Below are 13,149 nucleotides of genomic sequence, written 5' to 3'. Positions count from 1 at the left end.
GTATTTAAAACAGAACTGTCGTACCGTCAGTCGTCGGCGACGAGCGGTTCCTCGTCGTCGGCGACAAGGCGGTCCATCGCATCGACCATTGCGCGCACAGACGCCCGCGTGATGTCTGAGTCGCTGGCGGAGACAACGACGTGGTCATCGCCGCGTGACATCTCGATTTCGACCGTAACGAGCGCGTCCGTCCCGCCGGTGATGGCGTCCACGTGGTAGTCTTCGAGTGTCGCATCGGCGGTGTGGGACAGTGCTACCTCGGCAGCGTTCATCGCTGCATCGACCGGTCCGGAGCCGACCGCTGCCTCCTTGCGTTCCTCGCCGTCGACCGAGAGTCGGACGCTCGCTGTCGGCGTGTCGGAGCCGGAAACGGCGGTCAGGCCGAGTAGTTCGACCCGGCGGTCGCGCGCGTCGCCGGTCACCTCGTCGGCGATGGTCAGCAGGTCGGCGTCGGTGACGCGCTTGCCGCGGTCGCCGATCTCCTTGACGCGACTGACGATCTCCGAGAGCTGGTCATCGGTGACCTCGACATCATGCTCGTCGAGTGCCGCCTCGACACCGGCTCGGCCCGCGTGTTTACCGAGCGCGAGTCGGCGTTCGCGGCCCACCTTCTCCGGCGGGTACGGCTCATACATCGAGTCGTCTTTGAGCGTCCCGTCGGTGTGGATGCCGGACTCGTGCGTGAAGGCGTTCTCCCCGACAACCGCCTTGTTGGGAGCCAGCGGAATGCCGGTCCGGTTGGCGATGAGCTGAGCGAGGTCGTACACCTCGGTGAGGGCCATCGATTCGACGCCGTAGCCATGGTCGAGCGCAATGGCGACCTCTTCAAGGGCGACATTGCCGGCGCGCTCGCCAATGCCGTTTATCGTCCCGTGGACGAGGTCCGCACCCGCTGCGATGGAGACCAGAGCGTTCGTCACTGCGAGCCCCAGATCATCGTGGGTGTGTGTGCTCACCGGACCCAGGTCCGAGAGCCGGGAGACGCATTCGAGTGCGCGGTCCGGCGTCGCGTGGCCAACGGTGTCGGCCCAGCAGATGCGGTCTGCGCCGGCCTCGACGGCGGCTCCGAGTAATTCTTCGAGGTAGTCCAGATCGGCCCGCGAGCCGTCCTCGCCGATGACCTCGACCCAGAGCCCGTGGTCGACGGCGTACTCCACCAGTTCGACGGTGTTGTCGACGTTTTCGCTCTTGGAGGTCCCGACCTTCTGCTCTACGTGCTTGTCACTGGCCGGGACGACGAGGTTGATGCCGTCGACACCACAGTCAAGCGCGAGGTCGATATCGTTCTGGATACCACGACAGAAGCTGGTGACAGTGCTGTCGAGGTCAAGCCCCGCAACGCGGGAAATCGTCTCGCGCTCGCCGGGGCCGGTACAGGCGCTCCCGGCTTCGATGACGTCGATACGCGCCGCATCGAGCGAGCGGGCGATATCAGCCTTGTCGTCCGGCGTCAGCGACACGCCGGGGGCTTGCTCGCCATCACGCAGCGTCGTGTCGAGAAACTGTACCTCACCGACATCTGAGAGCGCACGCATCGCTGGGTGCCCCTCGAACAATGTGTTCTGACTCACAGAAGATGCTCCATCACGCGCCACGAATTTCGCGGCCAGCCGCCTCGCGGCGACTTCCTCTATCCTCCGTCGGGTGTTCCGACATAGTGGTGTCTACTCTAATCTTCACGGTCTAAAAGGTGACGGAACTGACTACCACGCCACACGCCTGCCGCGTTCAGGATTCCAGACGGACCGTGTCACCTTCGGAAACGTCCGACGCCGCGCCACCGGGTAGTTCGATGACAGTGTCTGCGGTCGCGTAGCCAATTGAGCGCCAGGGTTGCAGGGTGTCGACAGCCTGGACCTCCTCGTCAACGAGCCAGAGCACATCAAGCGGAAACCGGACGAACAGCATGTGGATGAACTGTCGGCTCGCGTGGTCGAAGGGAAAGACGAGCGCGTAGTCGTCGGGAATTGATGACCGGAACATCAGCCCCCGTCCCTGTTCGAGTATCGACTCGGCGTACTCCACCTCCGTTGCGAGGGGGTGTGCCGCGCCGTCGGGGTCGTGAACGAGCCGCATACCACCGCCGAAGTCGTAGGCAGGCAAAAAGTCTTCTGTCGGAACGGTGGATTTGAGGGGGCACGGACACTCATTACCTCGCATGGAAAAGGCTCCCGGGGGGACATCCGTCGGCGTTGACGACCCGTACGACCACGTAAAGCGGTGTGACTTCGTCACCAGCGAGGGGAAGTGTCGCTGGGCGCGCGAACACGGCCGTCACGACCCCGAATTCGCCAATGCCCGGAGTGCTGATGACTTTCGCTGTCCGGCAGCAATTGCGCCAGATGACGCGGACACGGAGCCGGAATGGGACTGGGCCGACTGCCCGCATTTCCGCTCCCGAAACCACGACCGGGAGTGTGTTCGTTGTGGACTTGAAGAGCGACGGATGGCCCACTCTGCGGACCGACCGCTGCTGGAGGAACACCATCTCTCGTACCGCGACGGCGGCGACAAGCTATCTCACGAAATAACGGTATTTCTCTGCCGGTGGTGTCACGCGAAGATTCATCAGTCGTGGGCGCGAATCAACGATGACGCGAACCCGGACCCCGAAGCCATCGCACAGCGTGAACAGCGCCGTTCTAAGGAGCAGTCCGAACTGGGCTTCGAATCGGCGGCCGACCGCTATGACGACTCGGAGTAATTCTAAATATCTTATTTGATAATTACTGCCGCACAGATAAGTAGTCACGTAGTAACCAGTTACTAAAGTGACCTCTCCAGCGCTCACGAAACAGTCGCTGGGGACGGGATATGTCGTCGCAACGGGCGTCGTGATTTCCGGCGCATTACTCGCCCACGGCATGTCTATCGTCCGGCCGTCCCCGGTAGACGTGGTCATCCTCGGCGTGGGGCTGACACCGGCGCTAGCCCTGGTAGCAGCGAACTACTGGCTACCGGTGAGTGGACTGTCTGGCGACCAGATATGGACTGCCGCGGAGTGGTGCGGGCTGGGTGTCGCGCTCTTTACCGTTATCAAAATCGTCGTATTGCTCGCCCCGGTACCGCAGTCCTCGATGATCCCGTCGATACTTGCAAGCGGGGTCGCAGTCGGCGGGTTCGGCGGGATTTTGTTCGGGTGGCTGCTGGAACTCCGGCGGTCTCGACGCCGCCTCGCCCAGAGCAACGAAGTGTTGTTTCGAGTCCTCAGGCATGACCTGCGGAACGACCTCAATGTCGCACTCGGACACCTCGGTGAATTGCAGCGGGAGACGGCAGAGCGCGGCAGGCCCGAGTCACGCGCACATGTCGAGCAGTTGAACGGAACTATCGATGGCATCATCGCTACCACAGAGAAGGCGAGACAGATAGAGTTCGCGTTCGATGCGGACCGCCGTGCGCAGGAGCCGATTGACCTCGTGCCATGCGTCAGAGAACAGGCAAAAAAGATCACGCAGTCGACTCCGGAGGCAACTGTTGAACTCGACCTCCCTGAACAGTCGCGGGTGTACGCCGACTGGATGCTCGACACCGTGCTCCGGAACGTTATGGAGAACGCAGTCGTCCACTGCGAAGAGACCCCGACACTGTATATCTCAGTCGAAGAACACGGTCGAACCGTATTCGTCCACATCGGGGATAACTGTCCGTCGATTCCACAGCACGAACGGGATGTCCTCAATAGCGGCGTGGAGACGCAACTGTGCCACTCAAAAGGAGTCGGACTGTGGCTGACGACGTGGATCGTCGAGAGTTACGGCGGGGCAGTGCACCTCACGACCTCGGACGACGGCAACACCGTGACGCTGGAACTGTGTGGCCCGACAGTTCTCGACGAGATCCGCCAAACACTTCGAGAGTGGCCCTGAAGCCAGTCGCAAAGGGAACCGTCGACCGCATCAGGAGATATATACGCCTTCGCAGCCTTCGCGTCAGTAATGACCCGAATCGACGTTATCGACAATCACGGACAGTTCACACATCTGGAGCAGCGCGCGCTCCGTGACATGGGTGTCGATGTCTCGCTCAGGGACAACACGACTCCGCCAGAGGAGATCGACGCCGACGGCATTGTTCTCTCCGGCGGCCCCGACATGGACGATATCGGAAACTGCCCCGAGTATCTCGATCTCGACGTGCCCGTGCTCGGCATCTGTCTGGGGATGCAACTCATCGCTGACGAACTCGGCGGTCGGGTCGGCGGCGGTGAGTACGGCGGCTACGCGGACGTGACGGTGGACATCCTCGATGATGACGACCCGCTGCTCGGCTCGCTGTATCCCGAAACGCGTGTGTGGGCCAGCCACGCTGACGAAGTGAAGGAAGTCCCGCCCGGATTCGAGCGGACCGCGACCTCCGATGTCTGTGGCGTCGAGGCGATGAGCAACACAGACGAAGCGATATACGGCGTCCAGTGGCATCCAGAGGTCGCTCACACCGAAGAGGGCGAGGAAGTGTTCGAGAACTTCCTGTCGGTCTGTGACCAGCAGTCTGTCGCTCGCCAGTAGTCGCTGAAGCGTGATGTAACTGGTTTTATATTCACGCGTAGGATGTGATAGATAAATGACGGCGACTCAGGGAAATCTCGCTAGTCTTTCGCGGTTTATTTTCAGGGCTCCGACCTGGTATACGAGCCTGGCCTTTGCACTGGTCATCGCGGCGATGACTGGTATCGTTGCGTTCGATTCGCGGTTCATCCTCGACGACGCCTGGCAGGGCGTGTTTCTCATCGGCCTGCCGACCTCAATCGCCAGTGCCGTGACGCCGTGGGTCGACCGGCAGCTGGGCGGACAATTAACCCCGAACCGGGCCACGCTGCTTGCGGTCATCTGTGAGTTGATCACTATCGCGATGCTGACTGTCGCCGGCGTTATCGCCATCTTTACCGTCCGCCTCGGGCAGAACTTCGTCTTCGACGTGCTGTTAGTCGCGCTGGCGTCGATATTCGCCTTCCGGCTGCTGATACTGATGGCCGTCTCGCGGCACTCGCTGCTGAAAGCGACGATTCCGGCGAGCGTCCAGACAGTCACTGCCGCCGTGTTGCTGGCGATATACAGCGGCGCAACCGCGTTCATCCTCGAAGACCCGATGCTCCGGGAGTACCTCTCCCGCCCGGAAGAGGTCCCCCCGCAGGTACAGGGGTTCATCCCGGAGGATTTCATCATTCTCGCGGTTATCTGTGTCATCTATGCGCTGGCAGTCTGGCTATTCCTCGTCGTTATCGACCAACCGTGGCGCTCCTCACTGGGTGTTTCCGCACTCGATTTCCTCCGGGGCTTCATTGGCCACATTGCCGAGGGCACGCGCGAACTGGAGGAGTTCTTCGAGGAGATCGGCGAAGAAGCCGTCGTCCCAGTCACTTTGCTGTCGGTCCGCCGGCCGGACGGCGAGGAGAAAGCCCGGTTCGTCCTGCCGATGATTCACCCTGGTCCGATGGGTGAAATCGGTGGTGGCAACCTCCCCAGACGCGTCGCCGAGTCGGCTGACGGCCTTGCTTTCCCGCCACACGCGACCGCCGGCCACGACTTCAACCTCGTCACCGAACGGGAAGTCGACAAGATCCTGTCGACGGCCGAGACTGCGTACCAGAACATCGAATACGACAGCCAAGCGACGGCAGGACACCGGGTCACCGAGGGAGAGGCCACGCTGACGGGACAGGCGTTTGGCTCCGACGCGCTCGTCGTGAACACGTACGCGCCGGGCTGTGCCGACGACGTGGAGTACGCCGTGGGACTCTCTGCGATGTCGGAAGCGCGGGCCGACGGGCTCGACGACGTGCTTCTAGTCGACGCACACAACTGCAACGACGGGCTCGAAGGCGACGACCTCGGCCACGTCGTTCCCGGCAGTCAGCGGTCCTTCGATATGCTTCACGGCGCTGGACAGCTTGGAAGCCTGCTCACGGACGCCGAAACTGGCCAACTCCGCTGTGGCGTCGCCTGGGATGAAACCCCCTGGGAGCCCGAGGAGGGTATCGGCCCGCTCGGAATCCGGGTCTGTGTCTTCGAGGTCAACGACCAGCGGACGGCGTACGTACTCATCGACGGCAACAACATGGAGCCGGGCCTCCGCCAGCGCATCATCGACGCCGCTGAAGGCGTGGATACGATGGAGGTGATGACCAGCGACACCCATATCGTCAACACAGTCGAAGCCGAGAATCAGGTCGGACAGGTTATCTCTGAGAAGGAGATCGTTGCGCTCATTGGGGACCTCGTCGACAGGGCCATCGCCGATCTTGAACCCGTCGAGGCCGGGATGGCGAGCGAACAGGCGACGGTAACGGTGTTCGGCAACGACCGGACCGAGACGCTGGCCTCGACTGCCAACGCGATGGTGTCGATGGGCGGTGCGCTGGCCGCAGCGTTTATTCTCATCGTCATGACGGTCAGCGTGCTGATTTTCCTGCTGACCTGACGGGCGGTCGACCGGATATGCTCCGTCAGAGATACAGCGCTGTCGCTCAGCGAACTGTTCCGTCAGAAAGCGCCGAGGAGGAGATTTGAACTCCTGAGTCCGTGAGGACAGTTGCTCTCGAAGCAACCGCCTTGGCCAGGCTAGGCTACCTCGGCTCATCAATCAGTACCGCCGTTTGCTCTTTAGGGGTTTCGATTTCGGACTCGACACCCCTTTATCGGACCCGTAACATGACAGGCTATGGACGCTACCGAGGCAAGCGAGGTGTCGAGTCAGATCCTCGATGAGATCGGGAGTGCCGTCATCGCTGACCGCGGCTTCTTCGAGACGGTGCTGCTGGGGGTCGTCGCGAAGGGCCACGTCCTGCTTGAGGACGTTCCCGGCACAGGGAAGACGCTGACCGCCCGCAGCGTCGCGACCGCGCTGGGACTGTCCTTCTCCCGCATCCAGTTCACGCCGGACCTCCTGCCGGCCGATATCACGGGGACACACATCTTCAACGAGGAGTCCCGGAGCTTCGAATTCACCGAAGGACCGGTGTTCGCCAACGTCCTGTTGGCCGACGAGATCAACCGCGCACCGCCAAAGACCCAGTCCGCGCTGCTCGAAGCGATGGAAGAAGGACAGGTCACCGTCGACGGGGACACGTACGAGCTGCCGGAACCGTTCTTTGTCATCGCCACGCAGAACCCCGTCGATATGGAGGGGACCTTCGAACTCCCCGAAGCACAGGTCGACCGGTTTCTGGCCAAGACATCACTCGGCTATCCTGACGGCGAGGGCGAGGTCGAACTCCTCCGGCGGCGTGCCGGTCGAACGACACAGAGTCCGACCGTGGAACCGGTGCTTGACGCGGAGTCAGTCAAAGAACTCCGGAGCGTTCCGGAGACAGTTACGGTCGACGACGACCTGCTGCAGTACATGGCTGACCTCGTCCGGGCGACCAGAGACGACTACCGCGTAGATGTGGGGGTCTCACCGCGCGGGACCCAGCGATTGTTCGAGGCAACGCGGGCGATGGCAACAATCGCCGGCCGGGAGTACGTTGCACCGGACGACATCAAGCGGGTCGCACAGCCGGTGCTGGCCCATAGGCTCGTGTTAACGCCCGATGCCCGCGTCGAGCAAGTCGACAAGGGAACCGTCATCCAGAGCGTGCTCGACGAGGTCCCCGTCCCGACCGTCTAACCCCACGTCCAGTGGGCATCAAGCGCGTAGCGATACACACCTGTGATAACGATGGCCCCGGCATTCCCGACCAACGGCACGACGCCGCCCCAGGTGACAAAGGCGTAGAGAAGGCCTAACTGAAGTGGGATAGCTGTCCCGCGGACGAGGTTCGTCTTCCCTAGCCCGAGTACGTACTCCCGCAGGCTCGAATGCTGCGACCGGTGGAACGTCCAGGCGTTGTTCAGAGCGTACTGTAGCAGGATCGTACATTCGATGGCGATAGCGGCTGCGAAAATGTAATTCAGGCCACCGATATCAGTAAACAGCCATAGGAGCGCCTGCTGGACCGATGCAGCAAACACACCGACGACGAAAAACCGGACGAGTTGCTGTCGCCGGGCCGGTGTGACGACAGCGGACGCCATACAGCCTTACTGATAACCGAGTGCCTTTAATCGTGCTGTTATCTCGTCGGATGCCTCGGTGTTTCCAGCCTCCGTCCCGTCGCTGTCGAGTGTGGCGAGGTGGTCGGCGACGGCATCCGACAGGCGGTCGAGGACGGTTGCAGGCGGGTCGGCATCCGTCGAGCCCGAACACAGATCGACCTGTTCCTCGGGGTCGTTCGTCCGGTCGTACAGTTCCTGGTGGCCCGATTCTGTGAATTCGATGTACGTGTAGCGCTCGTCGCGTGCGCTGAGGAGGAGTTCCCCATCCGCACGGTTCCGCGGAATCGGCTGACTGGTCACGCTCTCGCCCCGGACCGCTGCGGAGACGATGGGACCGCGGTCCTCGATGGCCTCGCCGTGGACCGCTGGAGCGACAGACGCCCCGTCCCACTCCGCCGCCGGCGTGAGCGACAGCAGGTCGCACACTGTCGGCGCAATTGTGTCGAGGCCGACCGGCGTCTCGACCGACTGGTGCTCGCTGTCCGGCGTCGAGACGATGTATGGAACGTCGATGAGTTCTCGGTAGAGCTTGGGGTAATGAGCGAGATGGCCGTGTTCAAGGAACTCTTCGCCGTGGTCGCCGGCGACGATGATGGTAGTGTCGTCGCGGTGGCCTTCAGTTTCGAGAGTGTCGAGGAGCCGACCGACGCTGGCGTCAACCTGCCGGACCGTCGCCTCGTACAGCGTCCGGAGCGTCTCCAGCGTCCGGTCGTCGACTTCCCAGCCCAGCCCGGTTCGGAGGTGGGACGTGAGCATCCGGAGGACGCCGAAGTGGTTGTCCGACACTTCACGGATGTGCCGTGGTGCCGGGACGTACGGCGTGTGCGTATCCATGTAGTGGACCCACAGGAAGAACGGTCCGTCGGTCGTCTCCAAGAACTCAGTAGCGTGGTCTTCGAGGTCACCCATCCGGGACACGTCGGCGAAGGGGCGTTCGTCGGACCCGCCGCTGAGAACGGTTGCGGCGCGCCGGAACGGCGAGGTTCCCAGCTGGACCCATGCCTGAATCGTCGGATGGGCCGCCAGATACTTGCTGTAGCCGCCGCTGTCGACGAACGGCTCGAACTCGTCGAATCCGCGGTCGTACCCCCAGTGGTCGGTGAGAAAGCCGTTGGCGGCGTTGAACCCTGCCGTCTCGACACCGGCATCGGACACCTGCTCGGCCAGCGTCGGTGTTGACGCCAGACCGATGTCTTCGCTTTCGGTGAACACCGGTCGCGACCCGTGAATGCTAGGGAACGAAAACGGCGTCCAGTTCCCCTGTGCCACGGCGTTTTCGAAGACGACGCCCGAGTCGGCGAGGGAATCCATGACTGGGGAGACGCTGTCAGTACCACCCAGTGCGTCGGCCCGCAGCGAGTCAACCGTGACTAGCACCACGTTCTGGGGTTCTGAAGCCGTCATAACCGACCCACCTTCCCCCTCACTCGCAATGTTACCGACGTATCGCGTCCACAGACCGGGGGTTGCACCCAATGCGTGCCACCGTATTTTCTCATACCCCCTATACCAGACACTGAATACTGAACGTTCCGGATAAATTCAGAGCGGTATAATAGAACCATACGCTAATAAGGTAGAATTAAACCCCTTCTGCGATAATGTGCGCTTCAGAACATATTCGATGACCGACCGGATTCAGTTTCGAGCCTACGACAGCCGGGATGCCGACGCCGTCTGGCGCCTCCACGAGTGGGCGATGCGAGCGACCGGCAACGACCCCAGCGACATCCCCGGAACGTCGGACCTGAAAAACATCGAGACCCGGTATTTCGACACCGGCGGCGCGTTTCTCGTCGGCGTCGTGCCCGCCGTCGACGACGAACTCCCGGAGACGTTCGACGGTGGCCTGGCCGCGATGGGCGGGTTCCTCCCGAATGAAGTCGGGCACGCGGACGAGCGAACCGTCCCCGGCGCGGCCGAACTCCACCGGATGCGGGTGGCTCCGTCCCGGCAACGACGTGGCTACGGTCGTAGCCTCCTCCACAAACTCGAACAGCAAGTGGTCGAGCAGGGATACGAGGTCCTGCTTGCGACGACATCACAGAGCCAGCCCGCCGCGGTCGCGTTCTACCGCGACGAAGGATACCAGGAGGTAGACCAGTCAACACAGGGCGAGTACGAACTCGTCCACTTCGAGAAACGGCTCTGACCCAACAATCGGACGCGGCGTTCAGTCACCGCTGTAGGCGTCGTCGGTGTCCTCGCCGAAGGAGGTGTTGAGCCCGCCCGGGCTCTCCCTGTCTTGCTCACGCATACTCTGTCGCGTGAACTGCGGCTTGGCGCGGACGGCCTTTTTCGAGCGGAACGACCACCACAGCGCCAGTGACAGGCCGACAGTTCCAGTGATACCGACACCAGTGGCCGGCAGCGACGCCTGCGTGTACAGGAACGCTGTCGAAAACAGCGTGCTCGCGAGCAACATCCCGAGGATGAGCCGCTTGGTCATCGTCGCGAGCAAGCCATCGGAGTCCTCAATGTCGGCCTGTACGCGGAAGTCCTCCCGCTCGACTCTGTCGAGGGCGGACTCCAGTTTCGGCGGGATACGGACGGCCGACCGAGCGGCGTCGGACACTTCGGTCGCTCGGTCCTCGACGAAGTTCCGAACGCCCTCGGCGAGATACCCCTCCTCGCGGAGATAGTCTGTCGCGACGCCGATGAAGTCGAAGTCCTCGTCGAGGGTGACACAGACGCCTTCGACGACCGTGGCGACACGCAACACGAGCGCCAGATTCGCCGGCAGGCGAAGCGGGAACTCGTAGATGGTGTCTTCGACTTGCTGGATGATCTGCTGGACGCGGTACTGCTCGATGTCCTCGCCACGGGCGTCGGCGATGGCCAGTTCCATCACGTCGCCCATCACCTGCCGGTCGGCCTCCGGCGAGAGCGTCCCCATCTCGATGAGGGCATCGAGGATGGCGCCGATGTCCTGATCGGCGACGGCGGCGTAGAAGTCGATGATCTTGTCCTGCACGAACGGGTCGACTCGACCGGACATCCCGAAGTCGTAGAAGACGAGCGTCCCGTCGTCTTGCACGGCGAGGTTCCCGGGATGTGGGTCGGCGTGGAACACGCCATCGTCGATAATCATCTGCAGGTACGCCCGCTGGAGCGTCTCGGCCAGCTCCGTCCGGTTGATACCGCCCGCGTCGAGGCTGTCGATGTCGTTGATCTTCGTGCCGGGGACGTACTCCATCGTCAGGACGCGCCGGGTGGAGTGAGACTCCTTGACTTCGGGAATGCAGATGCGGTCGTTGTCCCTGAAGTTCTCCCGAATTTCGGTGAGCATCCGCCCCTCTCGCTGGTAGTCCATCTCCTCGCGGATGGTCTTCGAGAACTCGTCGGCGAGTGTCTCCAGCGAGAACGACCGAGAGTCGTCGATGAAATACATCAACAGCGGGAGCGACCAACGGACGACCCGCAGGTCGGCCTCGACGAGCGCTTCGATGCCGGGACGTCGGATCTTGACGGCGACCTTTTCACCGTCGACCTCCGCCAGATACACCTGACCGAGCGACGCGCCGCTTATCGCCTCTCTCTCGAATTCATCGAAGCGGTCATCGACAGACCCCAGTTCGTCCTCGATGACAACCCGTGCCTCGTCCCAGTCCGCCGGTGGCACGCGGTCCTGGAGCTTGGAGAACTCCTCGATGTACTCCGGCGGCAGGACGTCCGGTCGCGTCGAGAGGATCTGTCCGAGTTTGATGAACGTCGGGCCGAGCGTTAGCAACGAGTCGAGCAGCTGCTGTGCACGTTTGCGACGCTGTTCAGGCGTGACGCGGCGCGATGAGCCGATCACGAAGAACCGCTTTCGGTCTCGTGCGTACGCGACCAACAGGGGCAGGAAGTGGCGTGCAACGACGAGGAACCGCCAGTACGCGCGAAGATTCACCGGCTTGCCACCTCTGAATCAGTCCCCGTCGATCGGGATTGTGGTGCTCGGTGCGGCCGTCGCCTTCGGCAGTCGGAGTTCGAGGACGCCGTTTTCCACGGTCCCCTCCCCGCCCTGCCCGGTCGTGTCCGGCGGGAGCGGAAGCTCAGCGTCAAGGAACACGGAACGGTCCTCGCGGACGAAAGTAAACTCCCCGGGCACGTCCTTGGTCCGTTGCCCGTCGATACGAAGGCGGCCCCCTTCAACGGTCACGTCGATTGTCTCCGCGGTCACGCCCGGCAGGTCGAGCACGAGCAGATATTCGTCCTCGGATTCGAGCACGTCCGCGAACACGGCGTCGGGAAGGTCCCGAAGCGCTTCACGCAGGGCAGACATACGCCCGTCTAGGTGGTACGCTGTGGTAAACCCGACGGTCTCTGCTACTACAGGAGTGTGGAGAAGAGGGCGACGCTGCCGACGATAACAGCGACGAGACCGAACACAGTTTCAGCGATAGCGCCCCGAACAATCCGTCGGGCGGTGCCACGCTCGCTGGTGTCGGAAATGACGAACACCGGCGTCGCGTTGCTGTCCCCGACAATAGCATCGACCAGATTGCTGCCCCACGCCGTTGCGGGGCCGCGCATCGCCTGGCCGTAGACGTACACATCCTCGCCAACGTCCAGCCGACGCTCGGTAAAGCGCTGTTTGTTCCCCAGGCTGATTTCTGTCACGAGCAGGTTCACGGACCCATCCTGTGCCTCGACGCCCTCCGTTCGCTCGACGTACGCAGCCAAGCGCTCAGGGAGTTCAGTTCCGGGAGAGACTGTCACCGACTGGGATTCGAACCGTACGTCCGCTCCGTCTGGGTTTACGCGAACGCGCGCGTTACCGTCGTCCACGATGAAGTCGACGCCGTCCTGCCCCTCGTCTAGCGTCTCCCAGTTTGAGTGTTTGCCTGACGAGCGGTACTCCTCGACTTCGTAGGTGTATACCAGACACTCGCTACCGGTAAAGGGGGCCGTGACGGTCCCGGCACCCTCGTTGGCGACAGCTGTGCCAGTGATTTCGACAGGACCAGTGTGCCCGTCGAGTGAGCGCACCGGAACCGGATCGTTCCGGAGGATGTGGAACACCGTTTTGAGTTCCCGGCCGCCGCGGAGGAGGACGAAACCGCCGATAGTCAGGAACACGATGCCGACCAGTTGCGGGAGGACCATACGTCGATGCCGGACCCGACCG

General features: G+C 62.5%; 13 protein-coding genes and 1 tRNA gene. 6 read left to right on the top strand and 8 right to left on the bottom strand.

The window, feature by feature from the left end; all coding sequences use genetic code 11:
• Positions 1-26: 26 nt before the first annotated feature.
• Positions 27-1,535, bottom strand: a complete 1,509-nt coding sequence (locus G9C82_RS13700; protein WP_127014448.1) for a (R)-citramalate synthase — start codon at positions 1,533-1,535, stop codon at positions 27-29.
• A gap of 193 nt (positions 1,536-1,728) precedes the next feature.
• A complete protein-coding gene (locus G9C82_RS13695; RefSeq protein WP_007187698.1) occupies positions 1,729-2,076 on the bottom strand; it encodes a DUF192 domain-containing protein in 348 nt (115 codons plus the stop codon).
• An 82-nt stretch (positions 2,077-2,158) separates the two neighbouring features.
• Between G9C82_RS13695 and G9C82_RS13690 the strand changes: the two genes are divergently transcribed.
• The 4 genes from G9C82_RS13690 (at position 2,159) to G9C82_RS13675 (ending at position 6,420) form a co-directional block, all read left to right on the top strand.
• Entirely contained in the window at positions 2,159-2,704 is a 546-nt protein-coding gene (locus G9C82_RS13690) for a hypothetical protein (protein WP_127014391.1), read from the top strand.
• A 67-nt stretch (positions 2,705-2,771) separates the two neighbouring features.
• Entirely contained in the window at positions 2,772-3,869 is a 1,098-nt protein-coding gene (locus G9C82_RS13685; RefSeq protein WP_127014390.1) for an ATP-binding protein, read from the top strand.
• Between the two features lie 69 nt (positions 3,870-3,938).
• Positions 3,939-4,508 (top strand): GMP synthase subunit A, encoded by a 570-nt coding sequence (locus G9C82_RS13680; protein WP_004957654.1) that lies wholly within the window; start codon positions 3,939-3,941, stop codon positions 4,506-4,508.
• Between the two features lie 55 nt (positions 4,509-4,563).
• Entirely contained in the window at positions 4,564-6,420 is a 1,857-nt protein-coding gene (locus G9C82_RS13675) for a DUF2070 family protein (protein WP_007187701.1), read from the top strand.
• Positions 6,421-6,490: 70 nt separating this feature from the next.
• Here the strand turns inward: G9C82_RS13675 and G9C82_RS13670 are convergent.
• A tRNA-Ser gene (locus tag G9C82_RS13670) sits at positions 6,491-6,575 on the bottom strand.
• Positions 6,576-6,660: 85 nt separating this feature from the next.
• Between G9C82_RS13670 and G9C82_RS13665 the strand changes: the two genes are divergently transcribed.
• Complete coding sequence (locus tag G9C82_RS13665) at positions 6,661-7,608, top strand: MoxR family ATPase (protein WP_004957659.1); 948 nt, start codon at positions 6,661-6,663, stop codon at positions 7,606-7,608.
• On the opposite strand, the gene G9C82_RS13660 is transcribed toward G9C82_RS13665, so the two are convergent.
• Together G9C82_RS13660 and G9C82_RS13655 are read right to left on the bottom strand one after the other, a co-directional pair.
• On the bottom strand, positions 7,605-8,015 hold the full coding sequence (locus tag G9C82_RS13660) for a GtrA family protein (protein WP_127014389.1): 411 nt from the start codon (positions 8,013-8,015) through the stop codon (positions 7,605-7,607). The genes G9C82_RS13665 and G9C82_RS13660 overlap by 4 nt on opposite strands.
• A 6-nt stretch (positions 8,016-8,021) precedes the next feature.
• Positions 8,022-9,440 carry a sulfatase-like hydrolase/transferase gene (locus G9C82_RS13655; protein WP_007187703.1) on the bottom strand — a complete coding sequence of 473 codons (1,419 nt, stop codon included), beginning with the start codon at positions 9,438-9,440 and terminating at the stop codon, positions 8,022-8,024.
• Between the two features lie 220 nt (positions 9,441-9,660).
• Between G9C82_RS13655 and G9C82_RS13650 the strand changes: the two genes are divergently transcribed.
• Entirely contained in the window at positions 9,661-10,188 is a 528-nt protein-coding gene (locus G9C82_RS13650; RefSeq protein WP_007187704.1) for a GNAT family N-acetyltransferase, read from the top strand.
• 21 nt (positions 10,189-10,209) lie between these two features.
• Here G9C82_RS13650 and G9C82_RS13645 read toward each other — a convergent pair whose 3' ends face one another.
• The 3 genes from G9C82_RS13645 to G9C82_RS13635 are packed head-to-tail and all read right to left on the bottom strand — an operon-like array spanning position 10,210 to position 13,127.
• Complete coding sequence (locus G9C82_RS13645; RefSeq protein WP_127014388.1) at positions 10,210-11,928, bottom strand: AarF/ABC1/UbiB kinase family protein; 1,719 nt, start codon at positions 11,926-11,928, stop codon at positions 10,210-10,212.
• An 18-nt stretch (positions 11,929-11,946) separates the two neighbouring features.
• Positions 11,947-12,303, bottom strand: coding sequence for an Hsp20/alpha crystallin family protein (locus G9C82_RS13640; RefSeq protein ID WP_004957670.1), 357 nt, complete (start codon positions 12,301-12,303; stop codon positions 11,947-11,949).
• A gap of 47 nt (positions 12,304-12,350) precedes the next feature.
• On the bottom strand, positions 12,351-13,127 hold the full coding sequence (locus G9C82_RS13635) for a GIDE domain-containing protein (RefSeq protein WP_127014387.1): 777 nt from the start codon (positions 13,125-13,127) through the stop codon (positions 12,351-12,353).
• Positions 13,128-13,149: the final 22 nt, after the last annotated feature.

This window comes from Haloarcula sp. R1-2, assembly GCF_011627385.1.
In the GTDB taxonomy this organism is placed as follows: Archaea; Halobacteriota; Halobacteria; order Halobacteriales; family Haloarculaceae; genus Haloarcula; species Haloarcula marismortui.
This window is presented reverse-complemented; position numbering and strand designations above follow the sequence as displayed.